At 60.8% G+C, this 26490-nt stretch carries 25 protein-coding genes; 15 read left to right on the top strand and 10 right to left on the bottom strand.

Annotated features, from left to right (window positions below):
- Positions 1 to 88: 88 nt before the first annotated feature.
- Together IQ265_RS19545 and IQ265_RS19540 are read left to right on the top strand one after the other, a co-directional pair.
- Positions 89 to 820, top strand: coding sequence for a glycerophosphodiester phosphodiesterase family protein (locus IQ265_RS19545; RefSeq protein WP_194056651.1), 732 nt, complete (start codon positions 89 to 91; stop codon positions 818 to 820).
- A 72-nt stretch (positions 821 to 892) separates the two neighbouring features.
- Positions 893 to 1741, top strand: coding sequence for a TIGR04283 family arsenosugar biosynthesis glycosyltransferase (locus tag IQ265_RS19540; protein WP_194056648.1), 849 nt, complete (start codon positions 893 to 895; stop codon positions 1739 to 1741).
- 101 nt (positions 1742 to 1842) lie between these two features.
- Here the strand turns inward: IQ265_RS19540 and IQ265_RS19535 are convergent, their stop codons facing one another.
- Positions 1843 to 2961: a geranylgeranyl reductase family protein gene (locus IQ265_RS19535; protein ID WP_194056646.1), complete on the bottom strand. Its 1119-nt coding sequence runs from the start codon at positions 2959 to 2961 to the stop codon at positions 1843 to 1845.
- A gap of 209 nt (positions 2962 to 3170) precedes the next feature.
- Between IQ265_RS19535 and IQ265_RS19530 the strand changes: the two genes are divergently transcribed.
- Genes IQ265_RS19530 through IQ265_RS19510 form a run of 5 tightly spaced genes read left to right on the top strand, consistent with a single transcriptional unit; the run spans position 3171 to position 6841 of the window.
- The gene (locus tag IQ265_RS19530) at positions 3171 to 4046 is read left to right on the top strand and encodes a DUF4382 domain-containing protein (protein ID WP_228038169.1); all 876 of its coding nucleotides are present in this window, start codon (positions 3171 to 3173) and stop codon (positions 4044 to 4046) included.
- Positions 4043 to 4540, top strand: coding sequence for a carboxypeptidase-like regulatory domain-containing protein (locus IQ265_RS19525; protein WP_194056644.1), 498 nt, complete (start codon positions 4043 to 4045; stop codon positions 4538 to 4540). The genes IQ265_RS19530 and IQ265_RS19525 overlap by 4 nt, the downstream gene beginning before the upstream one ends.
- On the top strand, positions 4540 to 5184 hold the full coding sequence (gene cbiM, locus IQ265_RS19520) for a cobalt transporter CbiM (protein ID WP_194056642.1): 645 nt from the start codon (positions 4540 to 4542) through the stop codon (positions 5182 to 5184). Before IQ265_RS19525 ends, cbiM begins: the two co-directional genes overlap by 1 nt.
- Positions 5185 to 5189: 5 nt before the next feature.
- Positions 5190 to 5984, top strand: a complete 795-nt coding sequence (gene cbiQ, locus IQ265_RS19515; protein ID WP_194056640.1) for a cobalt ECF transporter T component CbiQ — start codon at positions 5190 to 5192, stop codon at positions 5982 to 5984.
- A gap of 2 nt (positions 5985 to 5986) precedes the next feature.
- Positions 5987 to 6841 carry an energy-coupling factor ABC transporter ATP-binding protein gene (locus IQ265_RS19510; protein WP_228038167.1) on the top strand — a complete coding sequence of 285 codons (855 nt, stop codon included), beginning with the start codon at positions 5987 to 5989 and terminating at the stop codon, positions 6839 to 6841.
- 334 nt (positions 6842 to 7175) lie between these two features.
- On the opposite strand, the gene queF is transcribed toward IQ265_RS19510, so the two are convergent.
- A complete protein-coding gene (queF, locus tag IQ265_RS19505) occupies positions 7176 to 7607 on the bottom strand; it encodes a preQ(1) synthase (protein ID WP_194056636.1) in 432 nt (143 codons plus the stop codon).
- Between the two features lie 334 nt (positions 7608 to 7941).
- Between queF and IQ265_RS19500 the strand changes: the two genes are divergently transcribed.
- Positions 7942 to 8574 carry a hypothetical protein gene (locus IQ265_RS19500; RefSeq protein ID WP_194056634.1) on the top strand — a complete coding sequence of 211 codons (633 nt, stop codon included), beginning with the start codon at positions 7942 to 7944 and terminating at the stop codon, positions 8572 to 8574.
- 15 nt (positions 8575 to 8589) lie between these two features.
- Here the strand turns inward: IQ265_RS19500 and IQ265_RS19495 are convergent, their stop codons facing one another.
- A complete protein-coding gene (locus IQ265_RS19495) occupies positions 8590 to 9849 on the bottom strand; it encodes a CCA tRNA nucleotidyltransferase (protein WP_194056632.1) in 1260 nt (419 codons plus the stop codon).
- Positions 9850 to 10171: 322 nt separating this feature from the next.
- On the opposite strand from IQ265_RS19495, the gene IQ265_RS19490 reads away from it, so the two are divergent.
- Together IQ265_RS19490 and IQ265_RS19485 are read left to right on the top strand one after the other, a co-directional pair.
- Complete coding sequence (locus IQ265_RS19490; protein ID WP_194056630.1) at positions 10172 to 10420, top strand: Ycf34 family protein; 249 nt, start codon at positions 10172 to 10174, stop codon at positions 10418 to 10420.
- Positions 10421 to 10552: 132 nt separating this feature from the next.
- A complete protein-coding gene (locus IQ265_RS19485) occupies positions 10553 to 12418 on the top strand; it encodes a serine/threonine-protein kinase (protein ID WP_194056628.1) in 1866 nt (621 codons plus the stop codon).
- Positions 12419 to 12535: 117 nt separating this feature from the next.
- Here the strand turns inward: IQ265_RS19485 and IQ265_RS19480 are convergent, their stop codons facing one another.
- Positions 12536 to 12991: a hypothetical protein gene (locus IQ265_RS19480; protein WP_194056626.1), complete on the bottom strand. Its 456-nt coding sequence runs from the start codon at positions 12989 to 12991 to the stop codon at positions 12536 to 12538.
- Between the two features lie 134 nt (positions 12992 to 13125).
- A complete protein-coding gene (locus IQ265_RS19475; protein ID WP_194056624.1) occupies positions 13126 to 13461 on the bottom strand; it encodes a hypothetical protein in 336 nt (111 codons plus the stop codon).
- A 275-nt stretch (positions 13462 to 13736) separates the two neighbouring features.
- Here IQ265_RS19475 and IQ265_RS19470 point away from each other — a divergent pair, with 275 nt between their 5' ends.
- The gene (locus IQ265_RS19470; protein WP_194056622.1) at positions 13737 to 17477 is read left to right on the top strand and encodes a substrate-binding domain-containing protein; all 3741 of its coding nucleotides are present in this window, start codon (positions 13737 to 13739) and stop codon (positions 17475 to 17477) included.
- 212 nt (positions 17478 to 17689) lie between these two features.
- On the opposite strand, the gene IQ265_RS19465 is transcribed toward IQ265_RS19470, so the two are convergent.
- Complete coding sequence (locus IQ265_RS19465) at positions 17690 to 18376, bottom strand: ferritin-like domain-containing protein (RefSeq protein ID WP_194056620.1); 687 nt, start codon at positions 18374 to 18376, stop codon at positions 17690 to 17692.
- Positions 18377 to 18604: 228 nt separating this feature from the next.
- Here IQ265_RS19465 and IQ265_RS19460 point away from each other — a divergent pair, with 228 nt between their 5' ends.
- From IQ265_RS19460 to glmU, 4 genes are all read left to right on the top strand, one after another.
- Positions 18605 to 19165, top strand: coding sequence for a sigma-70 family RNA polymerase sigma factor (locus tag IQ265_RS19460; protein ID WP_228038166.1), 561 nt, complete (start codon positions 18605 to 18607; stop codon positions 19163 to 19165).
- 112 nt (positions 19166 to 19277) lie between these two features.
- Positions 19278 to 20057, top strand: a complete 780-nt coding sequence (locus IQ265_RS19455) for an anti-sigma factor (protein WP_194056616.1) — start codon at positions 19278 to 19280, stop codon at positions 20055 to 20057.
- A gap of 320 nt (positions 20058 to 20377) precedes the next feature.
- Positions 20378 to 21301, top strand: a complete 924-nt coding sequence (locus IQ265_RS19450; RefSeq protein WP_194056614.1) for an FTR1 family protein — start codon at positions 20378 to 20380, stop codon at positions 21299 to 21301.
- Between the two features lie 360 nt (positions 21302 to 21661).
- Positions 21662 to 23029: a bifunctional UDP-N-acetylglucosamine diphosphorylase/glucosamine-1-phosphate N-acetyltransferase GlmU gene (glmU, locus tag IQ265_RS19445; protein WP_194056612.1), complete on the top strand. Its 1368-nt coding sequence runs from the start codon at positions 21662 to 21664 to the stop codon at positions 23027 to 23029.
- 87 nt (positions 23030 to 23116) lie between these two features.
- Here glmU and IQ265_RS19440 read toward each other — a convergent pair whose 3' ends face one another.
- The 4 genes from IQ265_RS19440 to acsF form a co-directional block, all read right to left on the bottom strand.
- Positions 23117 to 23410, bottom strand: coding sequence for a hypothetical protein (locus IQ265_RS19440; RefSeq protein ID WP_194056610.1), 294 nt, complete (start codon positions 23408 to 23410; stop codon positions 23117 to 23119).
- 11 nt (positions 23411 to 23421) lie between these two features.
- Positions 23422 to 24015, bottom strand: a complete 594-nt coding sequence (locus IQ265_RS19435) for a DUF3177 family protein (protein ID WP_194056608.1) — start codon at positions 24013 to 24015, stop codon at positions 23422 to 23424.
- Between the two features lie 215 nt (positions 24016 to 24230).
- Positions 24231 to 25097, bottom strand: coding sequence for a hypothetical protein (locus tag IQ265_RS19430; RefSeq protein WP_194056606.1), 867 nt, complete (start codon positions 25095 to 25097; stop codon positions 24231 to 24233).
- Positions 25098 to 25301: 204 nt separating this feature from the next.
- Positions 25302 to 26378 (bottom strand): magnesium-protoporphyrin IX monomethyl ester (oxidative) cyclase, encoded by a 1077-nt coding sequence (gene acsF, locus IQ265_RS19425; RefSeq protein ID WP_194056605.1) that lies wholly within the window; start codon positions 26376 to 26378, stop codon positions 25302 to 25304.
- Positions 26379 to 26490 lie beyond the last annotated feature (112 nt).

Below are 26490 nucleotides of genomic sequence, written 5' to 3'. Positions count from 1 at the left end.
AGGTGCTAGGCCGTACTGTGAAGTACTGATGCGACTTGACGAGCGGCCCAGGACTGAACTCAGCTTAGCAGGGTAGATGAGGCCAGTGATGGAGTGGATTACGACCCGACCCATTGCCCACCGGGGCCTGCACCAGGGTACGGCGGTGCCAGAAAATTCGCTGGCGGCGTTTGAGGCGGCGATCGCGGCTAATCACCCCATTGAGCTAGACGTACAGCTGCTTGCCGACGGCCTCCTGGCGGTCTTTCACGATCGCGACCTGAAGCGGTTGACGGGCCACAAAGGCCGCATTGCCGAGCAAACCCTCGACACCCTGGGGCAGTTTCGCCTGTTTGGCACCGACCAGACCATTCCTTCGCTGGCCCAAACCCTGGCCTGTGTCGATGGGCGGGTGCCGCTGCTAATTGAAATCAAAAACGAAAAGAAAGTTGGCCCCCCCGAGCAGGCGCTGATCAAAACCCTGGCGGGCTACCGGGGCGAGTTTGCGGTGCAGTCGTTTAACCCGCGATCGCTCCAGTGGTTTAAGCGCTACGCCCCTGAAGTGCGGCGCGGGCAGCTAGCCAGCAAGCCGCAAAAGTTTTTGCGCAGCAACCTGCTGCTGGCCTGGGCCAGTGCGCCGCACTTTATTGCCTACAATGTTAAAGCGTTGCCCACGCTGCCCACCACCCTGGCCCGCCACCACTTCAACCGCCCCCTGCTGGCTTGGACGGTGCGCAGTCAGGCCGATCTAGAGCGGGCTGCTCAACACGCCGACAACTATATTTTTGACCCGTTTGAGCATCACTTTGGCCCCCACTCTCAGTCAACCATCTCTCAGTGAACATTCAGTCGCCCCTCATTCGCGCTGGGAGCAGGTTGGGTAAATTATCGAAACGCTCGCTGGTGTTACGGTATGCCCCTCTCGATTGAAGGTCTCTGGGCCATAGCCAAGTTTCGGGCGGCGCGGTGGTTCACCCCTTCGCCTGGCCCAACCGCTCAACCCCTGCCTTGGCAACGGGCGGAGACAGCCCCCAGCACGACTGTAACCCCCAGGGCCGATCAGACCTTGCCGCGGCCCACCATTTCCATCGTCATCCCCGCGCTGAATGAGGCGAAGAACCTGCCCCTAGTGCTAGAGGCTATCTACGCTGCCGCCGGGGTAGAGGTAGKCGTGGTGGAWGGAGGCAGCACCGACGGTACGGCCAATGTGGCCAGGACGATGGGGGCCAGGGKGGTGGAATCGGCGCGGGGGCGATCGCGCCAGCAAAACCAGGGGGCCAGGGTCGCCAAAGGTTCAATTTTGCTCTTTCTCCACGCCGACACCTGTCTGCCCCAGGGATTTGACCAGACGATTCGTCAAACCCTGGCCCAGCCCGGCGTTGTCGCCGGAGCCTTTACGCTGGCGATCGATAGCCCCAGGCAGGGGCTGCGCTGGGTGGAATGGGGGGTGAACCTGCGATCGCGCTACCTGCAAATGCCCTACGGCGACCAGGCCATTTTTCTCAAGGCCGAGGTCTTTCACCAGCTCGGCGGCTTTCCCGACCTGCCAATGATGGAAGACTTTGAGCTAGTGCGGCGGCTAAGAAGGCTAGGGAGAGTGGCGATCGCCCCTAGTGCCGTGGTGACGAGCGATCGCCGCTGGCGCAGCCTCGGTATCCTGCGCACCACCCTGGCTAACCAGGCCATGATCATCGGCTACCTGCTCGGCTTCGATCCCCACAGGCTAGCGCGATGGTATCGGAACCTGGGAAAGCCTCGCTAGCTGTAGTGTCGCTTTGCGACCTCGACAATCATGCCAACTCCTGCGATCGGTATTCCACCATTTTGCTATGCACCTGGGGAAGCTGGCAGTTTAGACCCAACTCACCCCGACAACAGCCCCCCGCTCATGCGCTTCATCACCCGACCGGCGATATCGGCGTAGCGTACTTCTCCGGCTAAAATCTGCCCCAGTCGCTGGGTCGCGGTGGGTCGCTTAATGCCTACCCGGTAGCCAATCCCCGGCACCCGAAAGAACAGTCCGGCGATGCGCTTGGCCCAGGGCATATCCTCGCCCCAGGTGCTGTGCATCGTGGCGGTGTAGTGGGCCAGCGCCTCTGAGTCCCCCGCCAGTGCCGCGTGAATCGCCTCGGCCGCTCGCACCCCGCTAATCATGCCGGGGCGAATGCCTTCGGCACTAAGCGGATCGACAATAGCGGCGGCTTCACCTACCAGCACCGCTCGGTGAGTGTGCAGGGGGTGGTTGCCGTCCCACAGCTTTAGCGGGTGGCTGTAGATGGTGCCCGCATCGGGGCTGATTCCAAAAGACTGGCTGTATTTTTCCAGTGGCTTGCGGTAGTCGGCCGGGGCCTGCCCCAAAAAGGTCGCCACCCCTATCGAGTAGCCCTCGGCCTTCGGGAAGCTCCAAGCGCAGCCCTGCTTCACCACGCCAAACTCAAAGTTGATGGCGCAGCTATCCCCCACGGGGGCATTTACTTCAAGAATGCTGGCGGTGCGCAGCGTCAAATCCGGAAAGCCCAGCCACTTCGCCATCGGTCCTGTCGCCCCGTCGGCGGCCACCAGGTAAGCCGCATCTAGGGTACCGGCGGCAGTGCTGACCTGCCAGTAGTCGCCTTTGTTGGCGATCGCTGTCACTGCCGTACCATCCTTCAGCTGTGCCCCCAGCGTCTGCGCCTGCTGCACGAGAAACTGATCGAAAACCTCCCGCTTTACCATCCAAATTGGGTCGGTAGTAGTAAGTTCGGCCTCGACGGGGTCGCCCAGTTTGTAGGTGTACCGCACGCGGCGCATTGTGCGATCGATCGCTGGGGCAAAGTCAAAATCAAAAAAATCGGCCACACTGGGCGAGACCGCTCCGCTACAGGGCTTATAGCGCGGCAGAGAATCCTTCTCGACCATCAGCACCGAGTGCCCCTGCTTGGCGAGGTGATAGGCAGCAGATGCTCCGGCGGGGCCAGCCCCCACCACAATGACGTCGTACATGGTAGATCACAGCATTTTGTGCCCTTATCGTATCGCTTCAATGGTTAGCAAACAGCAGAATCTATCCTTAGTTGCCCCCCCTGGGCATTGAAGTTTAGGGATGCCCAGGGTTAAGTAAATAGATTGGGTTACGGCCTTCAAAAACCAAAAAAGATTAGTAGATTAAGTAACTCAGCTCTGCTCGAGACGATTTTATTGGCTCAGGTACTATGCAACGCAACACTTCAAAGCTAGCAATGGGCGTGCTGGGGGCTATAGCCCTAGGCGTGCTGACCGGCTGCGGTAGCGAAAGCCCCACCGCCACTGCCCCCGAAACCGCCCCCGAAACTACCGAAACCGCCAGTGCTGAAGGCGAAACCGGCACCCTGCTGATTCGGGCTAATGGCGAAGATTTTGTGCGGCAAGGTTTTACCACCAAAGACGGCTGGGAGATGGAGTTTGACAACCTCTACGTGTCGCTAGCCGACATTACCGCCGCCCAAACCGACCCTCCCTTTGACCCCGAGGCGGGTACCGAACTCCAGGCCAAGGCCGAAGTCAAGGTCGAGGAAGCCCAGGTGGTTGACCTGGCCGAGGGCGATGCCTCTGCCGAGCCGATCGTGGTGACGGAGGTCGAGGCCCCAGCTGGTCGGTTTAACGCGCTGGCCTGGCGCATGGTGCCTGCCGAGTCGGGCCCGTCCGAAGGCTACTCCATTTGGATGCAGGGCACCGCCACCAAAGACGGCGAAACCGTGCCTTTTACTATCAAGGTGAATGAAGAGCTGGCCTTTACCTGCGGCGATTTTGTTGGCGACGAGCGCAAAGGCATTTTGACGGCTGGTGACGAGGCCGACATGGAAGCCACCTTCCACTTTGACCACCTGTTTGGCGATGGCGATGCCCCCGCTGATGACGGCATCAACACCGGTGCCCTGGGCTTTGAGCCGCTGGCTGCCCTGGCTGAAAACGGCGTCGTCGATGTTGATAGTGCGGCGCTGCAGGCCGGGCTATCTGAGGCTGACTACAGAATGTTTTTGGGCATCTTGCCGAGCTTGGGCCACGTGGGCGAGGGCCACTGCGAAGAAGTGACGTTGACAACCTCATGAGACTGAGACTCAATTTTGCCTGGTTATTGGCGCTAGCACTGGCCACCGAGGCATTGCCCGTGCTGGCCCACGGCGTGACGGTAGAGCACCGCCGGGTCAACAGCGTCGAGCTAGAGGCCCGGTTTGAGACCGGTGAGCCGATGGCCAATGCCCAGGTGCTGGTCTATGCCCCCGACAACCCCACCGACGTCTGGCAGGAGGGCACCACCGACGACCAGGGGCGCTTTAGCTTTACCCCCGACACCTCCCAGCCCGGCAGCTGGGAGGTGATGGTCCGCCAGGCAGGCCACGGCGTGTTGACTACAATTCCGGTGGCGGAGTCTACCTCTGGGGGTGAACCTGCCGCCACCCCAGCGACAGAGGCGGAGGCATCCCCCAATTCTTTAATCTCTCCTAGTACTACCCTGTCTCCAGTGCAGCGGGGCATTACTATTGGCTCTGTAATCTGGGGCTTTATTGGCACCGCTTTATTTTTTGCTCGAGGCAAGCGCTAGTGCATATCCCCGATGGAATTTTACCGGCCCAGGTTTGCGCGGCGGGGTATGCCATAACTGGGGTAGCCACCTGGTATTCGCTGCGGCAGATTAACCGCAAACCCGACCCGGCGGCTGAGGTACCCAAGGCTTCGCTATTGACGGCGGCGTTCTTTGTGGCGTCGTCGATTTATATTCCAGTGCCGCCAGCCAGCGTGCACCTGATTTTGAACGGGCTGCTGGGGGTGGTGCTGGGGTATTTTGCCTTTCCGGCCATTTTGATTGGTCTGTTTTTTCAGGCGCTGGTGATTGGCCACGGCGGCCTTACCACCCTGGGAGTAAATGCCACCATGATGGGTGTACCGGCGCTGCTGGCCTACCACATCTTTCAGGCCCGCCATACCGTCGGCCAGCGGCTAAAGGAGCCCACCCGCACGGGGGTGTTTGCTTTTTTGGGCGGTGCCTTAGGGCTGGGGATAGCGGCGTTGATTTTTTTGGCGCTGATTATCTTTAATATTCCCGCAGAACTCAACGCTGGGGCTGAGCAGACGGCAGTGCTGACGCTGTCAATCGGTCACATTCCGCTGGCGATTGTAGAAGGTATTTTTACGGCCATGCTGGTGCTGTTTCTGCGCCGGGCCAAGCCTGAGCTGCTGGAGGGGTAGAGCCCATGGGAGCCGCTAGCCACGATACCTATATCCACCGTGAGTCAGTGATTCACCGCTGGTCGCCCCAGCTCAAGCTGGTTAGTCTGGGGCTGCTGATGTTTGCCTTCGCTACGGTGCAGCAGCTGGCCCTGGTGCCGTGGATGCTGGGGCTAGCGGCACTGCTCTACGGGCTGTCGCGGCTGCCAGTATCGTTTTTGCGGCAGCGGCTGAGCTATCCGGGTCTGTTTATTTTGGCGGTCGTGGTGCTGCTGCCGCTGACGGTGGGGGAAACGGTGCTGGTCCAGTGGGGCTGGCTGACCCTGCGCGAAGAAGGGCTGCGGGCCACAGGGCTAATTGTGGGCCGGTTTTTGTCAATTTTGACCCTGGGTTTTATTTTGCTGGGCACGACGCCGTTTTTGACCCTGCTGGGGGCAATGCGATCGCTCGGTCTGCCCACCCTGCTCGCCGACATGACCCTGCTGTCGTACCGCTACCTGTTTGAGATTGCCGCCATGCTGGCCACCATGCAGCAGGCCATGCGGCTGCGAGGCTTTGGCCACAATCGCCAGCGCTGGCTGCGGGTCAATCGCCAGACCATGCAGCAGCTGGCCATGCTGGCCGGAAACCTGCTGATTCGCAGCTACGAGCAGTCGGAGCGGGTGTACAAAGCCATGCGGCTGCGGGGCTACGGTCAGCGCCGTCAGGCCGCCCCGGTTCCCAGGGCGGCCAGCCCCCTCTCGGCCCAGAACTGGGTCTTGACCGGAGCCGTACTGGTGGCAGCGGTGGGGTTAGTCCTTGCAGAGATGAGATTGGCATGATGATGGAATCTGTTTCGACCGGCCTGAACCCGGTAGCGATCGCTCAGGGGCCGCAGTCCATAGCGATCGCCGCCAACGCCCTCTCCTTTGGCTACCCCGGCCAGCCCGAGGTGCTGAGTGAAGTCACCCTGACGGTGCAGGAGGGCGATCGCGTCGGCATCATCGGCCACAACGGCTGCGGCAAAACCACCCTGTTTATGTTGCTCTGCGGCGTGCTCACCCCCACCGCGGGCGAAATCCAGCTGTTTGGCGAACCCCTCACCCCCGGCCAGTTTCGCCCCGAAGTCGGTCTCCTCTTTCAGGATCCCGACGACCAGCTCTTCTCCGCCTCGGTGCGCGACGATATCGCCTTTGGCCCCCAAAACATGGGCTTCGACCCCGCCGAAGTCGCCACCCGCGTCACCTACGCCGCCGATATGGCCGGTATTACCCACCTGCTCGATCGCCTGCCCCACCACCTCTCCGGCGGCGAAAAGCAAATGGTCGCGATCGCAGGCCTCCTCGCCATGACCCCCCAGATCATTCTCTACGACGAACCCACAGCCAGCCTCGACCTCCGCACCCGCCGCCGCCTAATCCGCTTTCTGCAAAACTCCACCGAAACCGTGCTGATCTCCTCCCACGACCTAGAGTTTGTCTTGGAGGTATGCGATCGCGTCATCCTCATCGACGAAGGCCGCATCATCGCCGAAGGCGATCCCCGCCAGATTATGGGCGACCAAGCCCTCATGGAAGCCCACGGCCTGGAGAAGCCGCATTCGCTGATCCCTCATGTGGAGTCGCATCATGGGGAGTASRKGGTGGRWGGGTRGRYGAGTGGGAGGGTGGATGGGTGGATGAGAAAGGTAAGGGAGTGAGGAAGGGTGAGATCGGGGTTAGGAACCTCGGGGTTGAGTGTTGCCTACAGATCCATTTGCAGAACAGGGGTTTAAACCGATGATCAATCGGTCCTTTCCGTGAGGTGAAGGACGACGGAACGTCCTTCTCGTAGGCCGCAGGACGCGCGCAGCCGGGGGTCTGGGGCCTGCGAAATGGCCCCAGCGACAGGTCTGGCTTTTGACCCCAATTGTGCGCCGCTGCTTAAAGTTTGCTTGTGAAGAAAGCCTCTCCAATGGTGCATTGCTGCGCGAATGCACCCTACGGTAGGTCTGCAAAGCGGGAGAGGCTGCATTGGGCAAACGCCGTTTGCCCCTACAAAACGTTGGCGGTATAGGGCTCAAACGTAGAACAATCACCCTTCTTCACCGTAATCACTGTCTTCACCCCGCCCCGCCGAGTGTAATCCCCAATTACCCGCAATCCCTGCGGCTGCAACTCCTCCCACAGACGATCGGCGATCGCGTTGGCCGCCATCTCATGGCTTACTCGCTGATCGCGAAAGCTATTGACGTAGAGCTTAAACGCCTTCAGCTCCACCACCCACGGCCCAGGGCAGTAGTCCACCACAATGGTGCCAAAATCCGGGTAGCCCGACCGCGGGCACAGCGCCGTAAACTCCGGGTGCTCCAGGTGAATGGTGTAGACATTTTGCGACGGATTGGGCCACTTCTCCAAAGGCTCTACACTGGCCTGGAAAATAGCGCGATCGCCGTACTGAGTAGAAGAAGCTGGAGCAGTGGTCATCGGTAGGGAAAAGATAGAGAAAGGCCAAGGTCATTAGCACCGAGAGCAGCTCAATAGCCGCCTTCGGTAATGTAGCGTTTTTCAGAGTTTCTTAACTTAAGTAAACAGGGCAGATCGCCTATAGATGCCTTGAGCTAAGGGAAAGTTCCCCAAATCCACCTTAACCAAAGTTATTCCAATCGCTTAACTAAAACTTCATACTTCTTGCTTAACACCCCTGGCTCTGCCCCAAACCTCATGATAAGTTCACCAAACGTTGGCGGTATTTTTTGTAGCACAGTTGTAGTGCTCAACCTCCAACGCCATCGGAAGACGCTTTTTCAGGAGAAAAATCATGACGATTTACCGTAAGCTTGCCCTCGCTGCCGGTAGCCTCACCCTCGCTGGTCTCACCCTTGGCCTACCCGCCCAAGCCGAAGACAGCAAAATGGAATCGATGAGCGAAGGCGTTGAAGCCGTTGCCCCCGAAGCTGAAACCGAAGCCATTACCCCCACCGTAGACGTTGAGGCGATCGAGGCCGAACTCGACGCCGAGCGCGAAGCCGGCATTGAAGCCGCCACCCCCGACGTTGCACCCGTTGTAGACGTTGAGGCGATCGAAGCTGAACTCGACGCCGAGCGCGAAGCCGCCATTGAAGATGCCACCCCTGACGCTGCCACCGAAGCCGCCGCTGAAGAAACCGTAGACGAAACCGAGGCCGCTGCTGAGGAAGCCAACTCGGACACAGTAACCGAGGAAACCACCAACGTTGACGCCGAGGCCGAAGCCCCCGCTGACGAGACCACCGTTAACGAAACCACCGTTGACGAGACCGCCCCCGAAGCAGTCAATGTCGAGGAGACAGTTGAAGAGACCTCCGATGCCGTCGATGCCACTGAAGCTGAAGCCACTGAAGCCGAAGCTACCGACATCGATACCGTTGAAGAGGCCCTAGAGCCCACCGTCGAAACCACCCCCGGCAGCTAAGCCAGACATCCGGGGCTAGAGCTGCTGCTTGACCCACTCCAGGGCCTCTTCGCGGCAGCTCACTAGCCCCTCGGCTTGAGCCAAATGAACCGCCTCTAGGAGTTCACCAATTTTAGGACCTGGTTTGAGGGCAAGCCCTTGCACCAGGTCTTTGCCTGTAACCAGGGGCTGAGGATGGGCCACAGGGTCGTTGGGGGTAAAGTATCGCTGCATCAGCGGCAGCACCAGCGCCTCGGGCACACCGCAGGCCAAACTCAGCAGGGCGACTCCGCCAAATCCGGCCCCCGCCACTTTAAATAGCTGGTACTGCTGCCTTGGGGGCAGCGGGGCATCGCCCTGGTGCTGCTGCCAGTACTGCCAACCCTTGAGAATGCTCAGCACCGCCTGCTGCTCAGCCCGGCTGTACTTAAGGCGGGATAGGGTAGCCTCGGCGCTGGCCACGTCGGGCGGCAACAGCTGGCTGAGCTTGGTTGCTTTGAGCCAGCTGCGGTGTAAGCCTGGGGTAGTTTGCTCTTTCACCCAGCTGTGCAGCAGCTGCGAAAACTCGGGCCAGCGCTCGTGGTACTGGGCCGCTAGCTGATCGAGGGTGGCCAGGCGCTCCAGGTGAGAGCGATCGACCTCGGGCAGCCAGGTTTGCAGCAGGCCATCTTGCCAGGCCAGCCCCAGCAAAATCGACCCCTCGGGCAGGCTCAGCAGGCAGTCGAGTTCGCCGCGCACCCGCTCAGCCGCCATCTGCCCCAGGGCCGGGGCCAGGTCGCGAATGGTCTGCTGGGTAGTGGGGTCAAGGCTAAAGCCTAGCTGGGCCGCCTGACGATAGGCCCGCAGCAGGCGCAGGGGGTCGTCTTCTAAGTTTTCGGCGGCGACCATGCAGAGGGTTTTGCGCTGCAGGTCGGCGCAGCCATCGAGGGGATCGAGCAGGGTTTCGCTGTGGGGGCTGTAGGCGATCGCGTTGATGGTAAAGTCGCGCCGATGCAGGTCTGAGTAGATGGTTGGCCCCACCTGCTGGGCGAAATCGACCGTCGCGTTGGCGAACACCACCCGCGCGATCTGGTGGTCGGCATCGAGCACCACAAAGCCTGCGCCGTAGTGTTTGGCAATACCCTGGGCCGTGGCGATCGCCCGTTCTGGTAGCACAAAGTCGAGGTCTAAATAATCGGCCTGACGGCGCAGCAGAGCGTCTCTGACACTTCCCCCCACCAGGTAGGCTTGCTGTGGCAGTAGCGATACGCTGAAGGGCCAGGTTTTTGGCGAAAGCGCCGATTGTTCAGTAGCCACTGCAAGGGAAATGGGTGATAGCGTTGGATTCAATGAACCCTCATTCCTTTCATTACAACAGGGTTTTTTAGTCTTGACAGCCTGGCCACGCAGAGAACGCCTGAAACCTCACCGGAGGTTTTCATTTTGCAACATCTGGGCTGGCCCGCCCAGGACATTCAAAAAACTTGAGCTAGACTACCAGAAAACGCATCCCTATCGCCAAAGCCTTCTGCTGCCAGAGCTTTCTCCTGCTAGAGGCCGACGGTCAATCGGCTGAGGGCTGGTTAGACTGAGGGTGAGCCGACTTTAAATCCTACCGTGTTCCTGCCGGGGGCGTGCCATGTGCATTTGTGTAAACTGTCACTACGTCGATCGCTGCACCACCTACCACGCCGTGGAGGAGCTGCACGAACAACTCCATTTGACCGATTCCCCCAGCTTTGAGGCGGTGAATCCGACGATTAATGCCAACCTGCGCGTCGTGGATGACGTAGTCGAGAAAGAGTTTGACGTCGTCGGCTGCGACAGCTTTGTTCAGGAACAGGGCAAGTGGGCCAAGCTGCGCCCCGGTGAGCTGGTGCCGACCTAGGGAGTAGATGGGTAAAGGGGTGGATGGGTAGGCGGGTTAGAGCCCATTTACCACCCCTACGTAGGGTGGGCAATGCCCACCGGCATAAATCTATACCGTCGCAGATCGTTGGATAGTGAATAGAGCCATCCTTTGACCACTGTTTGCGTCAATCCTGCTTGTCCACAGCCTACTAATGAGGACAGTGCGATCGCCTGTGCGGCCTGTGGTCAGCCGCTACTGGTGGACGATCGCTACCGCTGTCAGCGAGTGCTGGGCCAGGGCGGCTTTGGACGCACCTACCTGGCGATCGCGAAGGGCCACAATCCACCCCTGCACTGCGTCGTCAAGCAGATGGCTCCGGCGGTGAAAAACAACCGTTCTGACGCCAGCCAGCGCTTTCACCGCGAGGCCGACCGCCTCGCCACCCTGGGGCAGCATCCTCAAATTCCGGCACTGCTGGATGTGATTGACAATGCCCAGGGCCAGTTTTTGGTGCAGGAACACATCCCCGGCTCCAGCCTTGACGAGTTCGTGCCGCAACCTCCCGATGGCGGTGAGGCGTTGGTGCAGCGAGTGCTCTACGAGCTGCTGCCGGTGCTGGCCTACATTCACGACCACAGCGTCATTCACCGCGACATCAAGCCCGCCAACATCATTGCGCCGCCATCGCCGCAGCCCTTGGCCCTGGTTGATTTTGGCGCGGCAAAAGCAATTTTAGATCCTGAACAACTCAAGCACACCGCCACGGTGATCGGCAGCGCGGGCTATGCCGCCCCCGAGCAAGCCTTGGGCAAGGCCGTCTTCGCCAGCGACATTTTTAGCCTGGGCGTCACCTGTCTGCACCTGCTTACCGGGCTGCACCCCTTTGATCTGTACTCGGTCAGCGACGATGCTTGGGTGTGGCGGCCCTACGCCCCTGCTTCGGTTAGCCCAGCCCTGGGGCGCGTGCTCGATCGCATGGTCAACCGCCGCCTGAGCGAGCGCTACAGCACGGCCCAGGAGGTGCTGGCCGACCTGCGCTGGAGCGGCCTGGCCCTGAGCGCCGCGGCACCGTTTGCCCCCGCCTTACCCAGGGGTACAGAGTCTTTAGAAGTGGCCTGGGAGCAGCGGTTTGCGCTGAACTTGCCGGGGACTGTAGCCAACGGGCTGGCCATGAGCCCGAGTGGACGGGCGATCGCCGCGGCCTGCTCCGACGGCACGGTGCGCCTGTGGGACTGCACCAACGGCCAGGCCATCCACACCTTCGGCAAATCGCTGGGGTTGCTGGGGCTGGGCCATCGCGGTCCGGTTCGAGCCCTGGTGTTCACCTCCCAGGGAGACGCGATCGTCAGCGGTGGGGAAGACGGCCAGCTGATTCAGTGGCGTTTGGTTGACTACAGCGGTCAAAAACTGCCGCTGTCGGGCTGGCAAATTTCTGCGCTATTGATCATTCCGCAGACGGGCACGCTGGCGGTGGGCAGCGGCGATGGTCGCATTCACCTGTGGCCGCTAGAGGGTAGCCATGCCCCAAAAACTCTGGTACACCACCAGGACCAGGTGACAGCGCTGGCGGTAGATTTTGTAGGAAATTTGCTGGTCAGCGGGGGGTGCGATCGCACCCTTCGCCTCTGGTCGCTGCCCACGGGCCGTCTGGTGCGCACCCTCACTGCGCCCAAGCACAACATTACGGCTTTGGCCTGCCATCCCCACGATGGCCGCATTGTCAGCGGTGACCAAATGGGCCAAGTCCAGGTTTGGAGTGCCGAGAACCCCGACCAGGGGCTAGTGATCCACAAATCTCCCAGTCCCGTTACCGCAATCACCATTAGCCCTAACGGCCACTGGCTAGCGATCGGTGCTGACAACGGCCACCTCACCCTAATCAATTTGCAGGGTCAGGGCCAGACCATTCAGCTTCGCCACGCCTGGACCGTACGCGCGATCGCTTTTACCCCCGACAGCCGCATGATCGTCAGCACCAGCGCCGACGAAACCATTCGCTTCTGGTGTTGGGTAAACCCTGCATCACTAGATTGATTCCTTTACAGACACTCAGTCCCAGTAGGTTGAGTGGAACTCAACAGCAGTGAGCCTAGTTGGGTTCTGCTGTCGCGCCACCCAACCTACCAATTCAGGCTTGACAGGCCACCAGGGCTACTGTCGAGCCGAGGGCGTTTGGGAGAACTGGCGCACGGTGGCACTAAAGCCAGAGGCCTTAAACTGTTTTAGCTTCAGCGGTTCAGGCTGGTTGGCCGCCACCGAAATACGTAGCTCAAAGTCGCTTTCCCCCGGTGGCACTTCTGAAATACCGCCCAGTCGCCCCCGGTTTTGCATCACGGGGTTATCGTTGGCGTCATAGATGCGGCCAAAGATATCGGCATCAATCACGGGCTTGCCGGTGCGGTTGATTGCTTTGCCCGTAATCAAGAAGCAGTTGGCCTCTTGAATAGAACCAGCCGCCACCATGCCATCGGCGTACTCGGGTGGGCAAGGGCTGTAGGTAATATCGGCGAGATCGATAGGAGTCAGCGCCTGGGCGGTTAACCCTGCGCCACTTAGCAGCCAGAGGCCAGCGATTAAAAGAGCTGTGAAGATGCGGCGTAGGGCCATAGGTCGCTAGGGGATAAGCAAACGTTAGCTTTTTCAGCTTATCGCGATTTGCTCGAGCGGGGGGCTGGGTAGTTTTTGGGTTGGGCATGGCAACGCTGGTGCCTTGGGCTTTTGGCTAGAATCGCTCGGCCCGCCTAGGGCAACCGCTCGTTGACGTAGGCTTTGGCATCGCGCAGGCTGCAGCCGTTGGTCTCCCTGACCCGCTTGACGGCGTCGATCAGCTTGCCCTGGTTTAAGAGGTCGCGCACCTGGCGATCGAGGTCTACCCCCTTGAACTGGCTTAGGGTCAATGAGGGCAGGGCAGGACGCGATCGCGGCGGCGTTTGACCCCAAGGACGAGTTCTCGACCCGCCGCCCCTGGCCCCTCGCTTTGATTTGGTTAGCTGTCGCGATCGCTGCAGCCGCAGGGTTAGCCAAAACGACAGACCAAAGGCTACCAGGCCAGCAATCAAAAAGGCGGTAACGCTCATAGCTCTCATAGAGATCGGGGTGATTCTACTCTAACGATTGCCTGGGGGGGAGGGGGAGGGTCGGGGGGAGGAGAAGGGGGGGGAATGGGTGAGGGGGGGGATGGGTAGGAGGGGGGATGGGTAGGAGGGGGGATGGGTGGATGCGGAGCGGTTTCCTGCGGGGTGGATGTGAGGGGGCAAGGGGTTGAGGGGGTGGGGATCGTTAAAAAAACCGTTCAACGATCGCCTCAGCGTGTATCCTTTAGCAGACCTTTTACTGTCCTCTGGGTACCGCCATGAATCAGCTTTTTAAGCCGTCTCTGGCCATGCTGGCACTGTTCAGCGCCCTGGCTGCGCTGCCGATGAATGTGCTCAGGTCGCATCCGCAGCTGCTGGCCCAGGTTACGGCGGAACCCACGCCCACCTTTAACCTGCAGGAGAGCGTGCCCCCCGGTACAACGCTCTCAATTAACGGGTCGCCGTCCATGGCCGGTATCAACCAGAACCTGGAGGAGGGCTTTGAGCAGCGTTACCCCGACACCGATGTCAGGCACGAGGCCAATGGCGATGAGCAGGCGCTGCAGGAGCTGCGGAGCGGCAGTATTGACCTGGCGGCCCTGGGGCGATCGCTCAGCGAGGCCGAGGAAGACCCCAGCCTCACCTCAATTCCGGTCACGCGAGAGAAAATTGCCGTCATTGTGGGGCGCGACAATCCATTTCGAGGCGACCTATCCTTTGACGACTTTGCCGCCATCTTTCGCGGCGAAATCACCAACTGGTCGGAGGTGGGGGGTCCCAACCTGCCGATCCGGTTTGTCGATCGCCCGGCCGAGAGCGCTACCCGACTAGCCCTAGGCGACTACGAAATCTTTAGCGGACAGCCCTTCGAAACCGGCGACAACGCTGTGCAGGTCGAGGAGGATGATACCGCTGCAGTGGTGCGTGAACTGGGCCGAGACGGCATTAGCTATGCGATCGCCTCCGAAGTGCTAGAGCAAAATGCCGTGCGCCCGGTGAGCTTAGACAGCACCCTGCCCGACGACCCCCGCTACCCCTATTCTCAGCCCCGCAACTATATCTACCTGGGTGAGCCAAGCCTGCCTGTAGAAGCCTTTTTGGGCTTTGCCACCAGCGATGAAGGCCAGGCCGCCGTGGCCGAGGCCAAACAAACCGCTAGCGCCAACGTGACGGTCGGAGCCAGCAGGCTACCCGGTGGCGTGGCCCTGGCCCCCGACGGGCGCTTTATGGTGCGCGGCACCGAAGACGGCCAGCTGCAATGGCTGGATGCCACAGGCAACCCCACCGAAACCGTAATTGCCGATGCCCACCGAGGAGCCGTGTCGGCAGTCGTGATTAGCCCTGATGACCAAACCGTCGTCTCTGGCGGGGCCGATGGCACCCTGCGCCGCTGGGATCGCAGCGGCAATTCCTTGGGTGAGCCGATGGCGGGTCAGGGCGGCCCCATTCTATCGCTGGCCCTCAGCCCCGACGGTCAAACCATTGCCAGCGGCAACGCCGACGGCACCGTACAACGCTGGGCGATCGCCGACGGTAAGCCTCTAGGCAATCCCGTTGTTGCCCATGACGGGCCGGTGCAGGCCCTTCACTTTCCCGCTGGGGGTCAGGCCTTTATCACCGGCAGCAGCGACGGCAGCCTGGGCTTTTGGAATGCCGATGGTACCGCTGCCGGTGAATCGCCCGATGCCCACCCAGGCGGTGTCACCAGCATTACCAGCAGCCCCGATGGCCAGGTGCTTACCACCGCTGGCGGCGACGGCAGCCTGCGTAACTGGGATCGCTCGACACTACAACCCAGAGGCGGCACCATTGAAGCCCACGAGGCAGCGGTTAGCGCCGTGGCCTACAGCCCCGATGGCGCGACCCTAGCCACCGCCGGGGCCAATGGCACTCTGCAACTGTGGTCGCCCGACGGCACGCCCCGCCTATCGGAACCTGTGGAGCTAGAGGCACCAGCGGCTTCCTTGGGCTACACCCCTGAGGGGCAGCTAGTCGTGGGCAGCAGCGAGCAGGTAGCGCTTCTTGATGACCAGGGGCAGTCCGTCTCCAATGTCGAAACCGAAGCCGAGGACGATGATTCAGCCACTGAGGTAGGCAGCATTTGGGATCGCATTCGCAACCTACCCCCCAGCGCCTGGTGGATGCTGGCGGCGATACCGGCCCTGTTGCTGCTAGCCGGTATCGCCGGGGCGCTGCTGGGCCGCCGAGATTCCGACGATGAAGACGATACTTTAGAGGCCGACCTTGTCCCCGGCTCTGAACTAAGTATTGATTTTTCTAAGATGGGCAACAAGCTACCGGTCACCGCTGGCCCGTTGCCTCCCGACGCTGCACCGCCAGCAGGAAGACCGCTGCCCCCCGAGGCCGAGCTGGTGCCTGGGCCTGGTGAATATTCGAGTGCGGCCCCCAGCAAACTAGAGCAGGCCCGCCTAGACCTGGCCGAGGGCCGTCGACTCATGGGTGAGGGCCACTGCGACACGGCCTTGATCTACTTCAACCAGGCCGTGGAGGCTACCGAGGTAGAGCGCAGCAAAGCCGAAGCCACGGGTGTACCAGCCCAGGGCCTTAATGCCACCGCCGCCCTGGCCCAGGCTGAGCGAGGCCATGCGCTAGCCCTCCTGGGGCAGGCCAACGAAGCCATGGACAGCTACAACGCCGCCCTTCAGCTCGATAGCAGCGTAATCGACGCCTGGGTTGGCAAGGGCCGATTGCTCAGCACGATGGGTCGCTATGACGAAGCTCTTTTTTGCTTTGACACGGCGCTAGAGCTAGACCAGACATCGGCGGCGGCCTGGATGGGTAAAGGCCAGGCTCTAATGCAAATGGGTCGCCAGAGCGAGGGCCAGGCCTGTTTGGCTAAAGCGGCTGACCTGGGTAACGGTGAAGGGTTGCCAGGGATGGGCTTTGCCCCTGCACTCTATCCTGGCGTTATGCCAGAGCCGGTTGCCCCTGGGGCTGGCGGCACACCAGGGCCGCTACCGGAGGCGGTATTGCCAGAGCCGTCGCCCTCGGCAGGCTACGACCCCGATGTGCCCCTAGAACTACAGCAAATGGTGCTGGGTCTGCCCTCCGCCGATGTGGAAATTAGCAGCGATAACCGCTTCAGCAGTGCAGACGTGCCGCCGGAGCTAGAGTCGGAGGTGGCCAATCTGCCTGGCCAGGCCGAGACGGCTGCGACCGTTGGCAGTGGAGCAGTGACCGTTGGGCCGCTGTCCATCACCCCAGGGCCAGTGCCGTCTGAGGCCATTAGCCCTGGGCCAGTACCATCTGAGGCCATTAGCCCAGACCCAGTGCCGTCTGGGGCTATTGGCCCTGGGCCACTGCCCCCCAGCACGCTGGAGGAGGAACTGCTCAGCCAGGTGCGCCTGGGCATCACCCCCGGCCCAGAGCGGGTGCCACAGGGGCTACCCACTGACACCGGGCCTGTTGAGAGCGCTGGAGCTACCGCGATCGCTGAGCCGCCCCTGCGCCCTGCCCCCGTACCCGTGCCACCCCCGGTGCCTGTGGAACCGGGCGACTACGTGCCGCCACCGCCCGAAGCGGCGATCGCGGGCGACAGCTCGGGGCTAGAGGGTCTGCCGCCGGACGTGGTGGCCGCGCTAGCCAGCATTCCGCCCAGCTCGCCAGATAGTTTTGGCGTCGTGCCCACCAGCGCCGAGGCCGAGGCTGCGCCCCCCTCCGCCACTGTTACCAAAAGCTGGATTCGGCTATCGATCGATCGCCAGAGCGATCGCTTCTATGCGGTGTGGCACATTGACGCCAGCGATCGCACTCGGGCCAAAGACAGCGGCGGCGAAACCATGACCCTGCGCCTCTACGACGTTACGGGCCGAGCCACCCAGTCTGCGCTGCCTCCAGCAGTGGCCGAGCAGCGCTGTCGCGACGACTTTGCCCAAGACTGGTACCTGCCCATTCCCCAATGGGATCGCATTTACGTGGTCGAGGTGGGCTACCTCAGCGCCACGGGCGATTGGCAGACGATCGCGCAGTCGGCTGAGGTAGCCGCCATTACCGCCTAATTTCAACCACATCCTGTTTGGTTACCCCTGTTTGTAGGGGCACAGCAGTGCTGTGCCCCTACAAATGTGCCCCTAGGAAGTTGATGTGGCGTGCACAAGACACATCGCCACAAAAAAGCCCGGAGCCTAGCTCCGGGCTGGGGTCAGGAGTGACCGTGACGATCTAGAGACGATTTCAGGAGTAATCGAGTAGCGGTGGCTCAGCGGTGGGTCTACACCTTGAGCACCCACTGGTCGCGGGTATCGGCGCTGACAAAGGGGGCGGGCACAAAGGGAATGTCGACTCCCAGCGAGATAAACGCAGCCCGAATGGTGGTAGCGTGGGAGGCCTCGGCAGCGGCAATCGTGGCCCCAGCGGTAATCAGCTCCGGGGTTCTGAGTCGGGCGACTTCGCTGGCGTAGGCGATCGCCGCATCGGTCTCCAGGGCTAGGGCCAGCTTGGCGATATTCACATCGGAGTCGAGGCCACCGTCGCCGCGCTCCAGGTAGGCCGAGAGGTCGTAGCTGTCTACAGCCATCACCGGGCGGCCACCCAAATCGGTAATCACCTGGCTGAGCAGGTCGCGGTGGGCCATGTGGTCGGCCTGATTGGCCAGGGCAATGGCCAGCACCGCTTTACCCACATCAGTATCGCTGAGGCCACCGGCAGCAGCCCCGTAGGCCCAAATCGCCTGATGTTCGTAGTAGAGAGCACCGTTGAGAATGGCAATGTCGTTAGCGGCCGCTCGGTTGCGCAGAAGCGAACCAGAGCGGTTCTGCGCCTGGGCCGGGCTCTGGGTCAGAGCAGAAAAGCCGAGGCTGCCGGCCAGCCCTGCGATCGCACCACCCACCATTACCCGGCGACGAGAAACCCCCGCTTTGGGGTGGTCCGGGTTGGCAGACATCAAATCGTGATTCATAGCAGTGTCCTTTGCGCTAACGTTTTGGGCGGGCCTAATTTTTTCTCTATGAAGAATGCTGTAAGACCCGGCACAATACGATTAGCTCTACCCTTCGGATGATGACAGCAGACTTTGAGGTTTTGGCTGCCCTGGTTTTTGCGGTTGATTCCTGACTCATCCGGTAGACCTGCTTGAGTCGTACTTACTAGCAGATCATCAATGCCCCCATTCTCGCCCCCCGACCCTATGGCGTCTGAACCAGTGAGCGATCGCGACCTGGTCAACAGCCTGTGGGCCGGTGATACGGCTGCCCTCGCCACCCTCTACGACCGCTACTCCTCCATGGTCTATACCCTGGCGCTCAAAATGTTGGCCAACCCTGCCGAAGCCGAAGACCTCACCCAGGAGGTGTTTGTCAACTTTTGGCAGCGGCGGCAGTACAACCCCGACCGGGGCAGCATCGGCAGCTACCTGGCCACCTACACCCGCTCCCGCGCCATCGATCGCCTGCGGGTCAGCCGGGGACGGGCCACCATTTTGCAGCGGTTTCAGCGCATTACCGCCGCCTCTAGCCGATCCGCCAACCCCGTTGACCACGCCACCCAGCAAGAACAGCGCCAGCACCTGCGCGCCGCCCTCGACCAAATTCCCCCCGCCGAACGCGAGGTGCTAGAGATCGCCTATTTTCAAGGATTGAGCCAGTCCGAAATTGCCGCCCAGCTGGGCATTCCCCTCGGCACCGTCAAGTCTCGCTGCCGCCAGGGCCTGCTCCGCCTGCGCAGCCTGCTCGAGCACCAGCGCAGCTAACCCTTTCCCCTACACCAAAGCTGCACCAACGCCTCCGCTGCAACGCTTCATAACTACCCGCCCACTCGCCTACTTACCCACCCGCCTACTCATCCACCCACTCCCCCGCCCGATGAACTCAACCCCTCTCCCCGAAAACTGGCGATCGCTACTGGCCGGGTACGTGCTCAACGATCTGACCGACCATGAAGCCACCCTGGTCGAACAGTGGCTCGACCAGTACCCCGAGGTGGCTAGCGAGCTAGAGGCTTTGCAGTCTACCTGGGAGAGCCTGCCCACGCTGCTGCCGCCCGTGGCTCCATCGCCTGGAGTACGCGATCGCGTAATGGCCGCCGTGCAGAATACCGCTGTGCAGAACGCTGCTGCGCAAACCCCAGACCTGGCTTTAGAACCTATACCAGCACCTGCGATCGTCCGCCGCCGCCTGCCCTTAGGCAAACTGGTCTTAGCCCTAGGCTGGGCGGCCACCGGGCTGGCTCTGGTGCTCGCCCTACAAGAAAACCAGCGTTTGCGCCTGGCCCTAACTCAGCAGGAAGCGGTCGTGGCTAGCTTTAGCCAACCCGGCAACCCGCTTTACACTCTCTCTGGCACTGATGCTGAACCCCAGGCCAGCGGTCGCCTCGTGGTCAACCCTGACGCTCAAACCGCCCTGATTGTCACCACCGACCTGCCTCCCCTCAGCCCAGACCAGGTTTACCGCCTGTGGGCGCTGGCCGACAGCGACCCAGTTTTTTGCGGTCAGTTTAACCCCAAGGCTGGGCAGAACACGAACCAGTGGATTTTGCCCAATGCCGCCTGTAGCGATGGCTCGGTGCAGATGCTCGTCACCGCTGAACGGGCTGCCGATCCACCGATTCCAGCCGGGGATTTGGTGTTGCAGAGTCGGTCGTGAGGAGTGGATGGTGGGTGAGTGGGCGGGTAGGTGGGTGGATGGGTAGGCGGGTGGATGGGTGGGAGGGTTGGATGAGTAGGCGGGTGGGTAAGTAGGCGAGTGGGCGGGTAGGTGGGTGGATGGGTGGTGATGGTCCCTGAGCGGAGTCGTTCGCGCTAGCGTCTCCTGTAGGGAGAAAGGGAGTAGATGAGGATGTCAGGGGGTGAGTTTATTGCTTTCAGAAATGGTGAGGGGGACTCAATCCTGTAAGAGTGGGGCTGCAAAGGGTGGGGTTGTTTGACACAATACCTATATCAACTATTCTCTAACCCCGGCCAAGCATGGATTTCACCGCTGCTCTACCGACGTTTTTGATTACCCTGCGCGAGGGGGTAGAAGCGGCTTTGGTCGTCGGCATTGTGCTGGCTTGCTTGGCCAAGGCCAACCGTCAGGTGCTCAATCCCTGGGCCTACGCTGGGGTGGGGGCAGGTTTGGCGGGCAGCATAATGCTGGGGATTGCGCTTGGCATGGGGCTACAGCAGCTGCAGCAGGGGCTACCGGGGCTGCAAATGGTGATCAAACCGCTGCTAAACGTGCTGTTTGGGGCGATCGCCGTGATTCTCCTCAGCTGGATGCTGCTGTGGATGACCCGCCAGTCCCGCAGCCTCAAGGGCGAGCTAGAGGGGACCGTGCAATCGGCCCTAGACGATACCCAAACCGCCGGCTGGAGCATCTTTAGCCTGGTTTGCATTGCCGTGCTGCGCGAAGGGTTTGAGACGGTTCTGTTTGTCTTTACCAACGTCGAAACTAGCGTGGCGGCTGGGGTAGGGGCGATCGCGGGTCTCCTGGGCGCGGTTCTCATTGGCCTGGCTCTGTTTGGCTGGGGACTGCGCATTAACCTCAAGCGCTTCTTTCAAATCATGGGCGTGCTGCTGCTGCTAATCGTCGGTGGCCTGGTGATTTCAGTGTGCAAAAACCTAGATGCCGCCCTGGCGGCCATCAGCCAAATTAACCCCACCGCCGACCTCTGCTTTGCCCAAGATTCCTGCGTTCTCGGCCCGCTGCTGTGGGATGGCAGCAGGGTTTTGAGCGATCGCCAGTTCCCCGGCATTCTGCTCAAAACCCTGCTGGGCTACCGCGATCATCTGTACCTGGTGCAAATTTTGGCTTACCTCGGCTTTCTCGTCCTCGTCGGCACCAGCTACTTCCGCAGCCTCAATCTCCCCGCTTCCACTACCCAAAAAGCCGCCCCCAGCCAGTCCTAGGGTCGCAAGCTCAAGTCTCCCATTCTGTGAGTTAACCGTCTCGGCTGTCCAGGTCATACCAAAACCGCCTTGACTATACCCAGTGGAGCTGAGCAAACACCGTTTGCCCCTACGCAAGCCACCCGTTCGGCATCAAGGCAATGCGATCCAGATTCGGTACCCCCACCCACCCACCTCCTCACCTACGCATCCACCCCCTTCGACTCCGCTCAGGGACCATCACCCATCCACCCACCTACTCGCCCACTCGCCCACCCATCTACCCATCCACCCGCCCACCCATCCACCCCTCCCCTCCCCTTCCCTCCCCAAACCGCGATATACTCCCTTCGGCCCACACTACCCACGAAGGATACATCCATGGTCGCTGTCGCCATTCTTGCCGCTGGGCGCGGCACCCGCATGAAGTCGAGCCTGCCCAAGGTGTTGCACTCCGTGGGGGGCAAATCGATGGTAGAACGGGTTATAGATGGACTGACTGAGCTAAACCCGAGCCACACGCTGATTGTGGTCGGCTTTGGTCAAGATCAGGTTAAAACGGCCCTGGCTCACCTGCCCGGCCTCACCTTTGTGGAACAAAAGGAGCAGCTTGGCACCGGCCATGCCGTGCAGCAGGTGATTCCCCATCTGGAGGGGTTCGACGGCGACCTGCTGGTGCTCAACGGCGATGTGCCCCTGCTGCGGGCCGAAACCATTCAAAAGTTGGTTACTACCCACCAGCAAAACGGCAACGCTGCCACCCTGCTCACCGCACAGTTCAAAGACCCAACCGGCTACGGGCGGGTCTTCTGCACCGACCAAAACCTGATTACCGAGATCGTGGAGCACCGCGACTGCAGCCCCGCCCAGCGCCAAAACCCTCGCATCAACGCCGGGGTCTACTGCTTTAACTGGGCCAAGCTGATGACGGTGCTGCCTCACCTCACCGCCGACAACGACCAGCAGGAGTACTACCTCACCGACGTGGTCAAGGACCTCAGCCCCGCTATGGCTGTAGATGTAGCCGATGGTCAAGAAATCTTTGGCATCAACAGCCGCAAGCAGCTGGCCGAGGCCTACGCCATTCTGCAAGACCGCATCAAAGACCACTGGATGGCCGCTGGCGTTACCCTAATCGACCCCGACAGCACCACCATCGACACCACCGTACAGCTCGAACCCGACGTGGTGATCGAGCCCCAGACCCACCTGCGCGGCAAAACCACCATCGGCACCGGCAGCCGCATTGGCCCCGGCAGCCTGATCGAAGACAGCCAGATTGGGGCCAACGCCACCGTGGCTTTCTCGGTGGTGAGCGATAGCAGCGTGGGCAACGGCGCGCGGGTTGGCCCCTACGCCCATCTGCGGGGTGAAGCGATCGTGGGTGACGGCTGCCGCATTGGTAACTTTGTCGAAATCAAGAAATCGACCCTGGGGGCGGGCACCAATGCGGCTCATCTGTCGTACCTGGGCGACGCCACTCTAGGCACCAAGGTAAACGTGGGTGCGGGCACCATTACGGCCAACTACGACGGGTTTAAGAAGCACCCGACCGTGATCGGCGATCGCACCAAAACCGGCTCCAACAGCGTGCTAGTTGCCCCCGTCACCATTGGCAGCGATGTCACCATCGCCGCTGGCTCCGTGGTGCGCAAAGACGCCCCCGACAACTGCCTCGTCGTCTCCCGCGCCCCGCAAAAAAACCATGAAGGCTGGCAGCCCAAGCACCTGCGGGAAGGGGAGAAGTAGGGGAGTGGATGAGAGGGGGGTGGATGAGTGGATGAGTCTAAATGTAGGGTGCATTAGCGCAGCAATGCACCATTGAGGGTCTAAGCTCTAAACCCCCATATCCTCCAACAAAGGCAGCATGTCGTCCCAAGACAGCCCCCGCTGCAGGTATTGGGGTGCCGTAGGGTTGTAGGGTCCAACCATAATGTCAATAGCCTCAATCTCGGCGGCTTCGGGCAGCACCGGCACGTCAGGGTCGGCGGCGGTGGGGTGCATCAGCGAGCTAGAGAAGCCGCGAAAAATCAGCACCTCGTCTTCCTGACCGTCGATAACGGCCTTAACCAGCAGCACCAGCTGAGGCCGCCTGAGCGTGAATTGTTCTAGGCGAAAACCCGGTGTCATAGACGGCTCTTCTAGTTAATCGCCTGGCGACCCTGCTTGCCCAGGCGCACAAACACAAACCAGGCCAGCGATGCCACGTAGATAACCAGGCCCAAAATGCCAAAGAAGCCCAAAAAGCCGTTGGTGTAGCCAGCGTGGAAGTACTCCTTATAGAGCAGCGGGGGCTCTAGCCACACCTGGCAATCGGCCGCCCCAAACCTCGCCGCCGAGAAAGCGCAGGGCAAAAAGCCCAGTAAAATGGCCCCGCCAATGATGTTGTACAGCGTCACCGCCCAGCGCCAGGCGCTAAAGAGAAGCTTGAGCGGCGAACCCGGCTGCTCGCGAATTTCTTCATTGAGGTCGACCCAAAACCACAGCGACACCGGAATCAACACCCGCGCCATCAGCCCTGCCAAAAAGCTGATGCCAAAGCCGCCAATCATTAGATAGACGGTGATCATCAGCAGGCTCGCCACTCTCCAGTAAATCGTCAGCAGGTGCTGAATGGCCTCGTTTTTTTGCACAAAGGCCCAAATCAGCAGCGCCAGCGGCAAAAACACCGTAAACAACACGGCGAGGCGATAGTCAGTCCAGACGAGGGCGCGCAGCAGCGAAGGTTCTAACATAGGGGCGCAGGGGGAATACGGTCATTTAGGCAAATTCAGCCTATAGCGTAGCATCTGCCCTGGCCAACTTCTTTGAGGCAGATAAACGGTGCTGGTGACAGAGCTTGTCCAGCGCGATCGCGGACACCAATATCGCTATTGCCTTTTGCAAGACGATTACACTCCAAGCAACCTATCCAATGCTCAGTTGAGCAAACTAGCTGCTGCTGTATTGTCTACAACAGCAGCTCTAGGGAAAGCCCCACGCGGCTGTCTTGGCCAAAGCGGGAGTTTTGTAGCTGAAAGTCGGTACCCAGCCGCAGCTGGCGGGTGACGGCGTAGCCGATCGCCAAACTGGTGATTCCCACCTCATTCTCGCTGCCGGGGGCCACCCACCGCTGGCTCAGGGCTAGGTCGGCCCCGCCGCCGCGCGAGGGTACCAGCAGCAGGCGCAGGCCCACATCCAGCCCGTCGGTTTGGTAAGCGGGGGTGCTGAGAGAGCGGTAGCCCACGGTGGGGGCGATATTCACATAGCCACCCAGGGGCAGCAGGTAGTAGCGTGCCTCACCGCCGTAGGATTCGCGATCGCCGTTCCAGCTGCGGTTGTAGTCGGCGCTGGCGGTGAGCCCTGTGCCCGGCACCACAAACACATCCTCTACCGCAGCCCCAAAGCCACCAATCTGCCCGTTGGAGGGAAACTGGGCATAGCTCGCCCGCAGCCGGGTGCGAAAGCTGGGCTGGCGGCGAATGTCGCTGGCTACATCGGGAATTTCCTCCAGCCAGCGCTGGAGGGTGGGGCTACCCTCAATCACAGCAGGGTCGAGGTCGAGGGTAGGAGCGATCGCCTCTGGGTCAAGGGCCAGTGTCTCGGGCGGGGTCGTCGCTGGAACGATATCCGCTGTGGACGTTTCTGGCGGTGCTTCTAGCGGTGCTTCTGGCCAGGAGATGGTGCAAGAGGCCGTCGGTGCCGGGGATGATGAAGGGCAGGGGATAAGGCTAGTGGTTGAATCGGTGGGGGCGATCGCCGCAATCCTTGCAGAAGGGTCTGCCAAGCCGGGCTGGTTGGGTAGAGCCTGCGCCCGCTGCCCGAGCCCCAAAACCACCAGGCATCCACCCACTTGCAACCATTGGGTTGTCAATGACACCACTTAGCGGCCCCCAGTCCACACAACAACAAATTCCTATGCATCTTACAGCGTTAGCCCAGTGGCGCAGCCCCCAGGTAGCCAACAAAAAAAGCGGCCTTACCAAACAGTAAAGCCGCTGGGGGAAACGAGGATAGCGTTCCGGGAAATGGCCGACGACCTCTAGCGCACCTGCCCGCGGACGGCGACGGTATCGATAGGCTTGAGGAAGTAGAGCTGTACTAGCTGCCAGCCAATGGTGGCAATGTGGGGCAGTTTTTGCAGCGTTTTCAACGGCTTAGGCTGGTTAGAAGCCGACACCTTAGCAATCTTATCGTTGGCCGCAGCCGCCACGTCTAGCCGCTTAAAGAAGCTGGGGTGATCGACATTCAGCGTCACCGGGAAGACGCGACCAGCGGTCTCGTTGGTTTTCTCAATTACCTCAATGTCGTAGTCGCGAGCATTGAGCCCCAGCGAGGCGTAGAAGCCGCTGCGCTGGAGGTCGTTGAGGTACATGGTGGCAAACACCGACAGCAGAAAGAAGCGGCACCACAGCTTAGCCTTCCAGTCGTTGAGAATTTCGGGCTGGGCCTTCATCAGAGCCGAGAAGAAGTCGCCGTGGCGGTTTTCGTCTTGGCACCAGTTCTCAAAGAAGCGGAAGATCGGGTAGATTTCGTTCTCAGGGTGAGACTCAAGGTGGCGGAAGATGGTGATGTAGCGCCAGTAGCCAATCTTCTCGGAGAGGTAGGTGGCGTAGAAGATGAACTTGGGCTTAAAGAAGGTATAGTCTTTGCTCTTGGTCAAAAAGCCCAGGTCGAGCTGCAGGTTGAAGTCAGACATGGCTTTGTTGAGAAAGCCAGCGTGACGGGCTTCGTCGCGTGACATCAGCTCAAAGCACTCGGCCAGCACCGGGTTTTTGCCCTTGAGGCGGCGGCCCAGTTCTTTGTAGAGCAAAAAGCCAGAGAACTCAGCGGTGCAGGAGCGCTCTAGAAATTCCACAAACAGCTGCCGAGTTTCGCCGCTGATCGAGTCCCAGGATTTGGCAAAGACATCGCTGCGGACGAAGTGGTGGCGGTTGTAGTCAGCCCGAAACTCGTCAAGGATGGCGAGCAGCTCCTCTTCGTTGACCGAGATGTCCATGGCGGCCATCTCGTCAAAGTCGGTGGTGTAGAACCGAGGGGTGAGAATGGTGTCTTTGGCCGGAGCCTTTACCCCTGGTCGAATTTCTTGAAATTCAGGCTTTTTAAGGGAATCTACCATGAGTCCTTGGATGGCGCGGTGAACGTGGGCCGGGCTATCTCCCGGTGGAGATGGTGCAGCAGGGGCACTACCAAACCTCAGGACCAATTCATATCCTGAGAATGGAGAAAAT

This window comes from Nodosilinea sp. LEGE 06152, from assembly GCF_015207525.1.
Taxonomy (GTDB): Bacteria; Cyanobacteriota; Cyanobacteriia; order Phormidesmidales; family Phormidesmidaceae; genus Nodosilinea.
The sequence above is the reverse complement of the archived record's forward strand: the minus strand, read 5'-3'. Positions and strand labels throughout refer to the sequence as shown.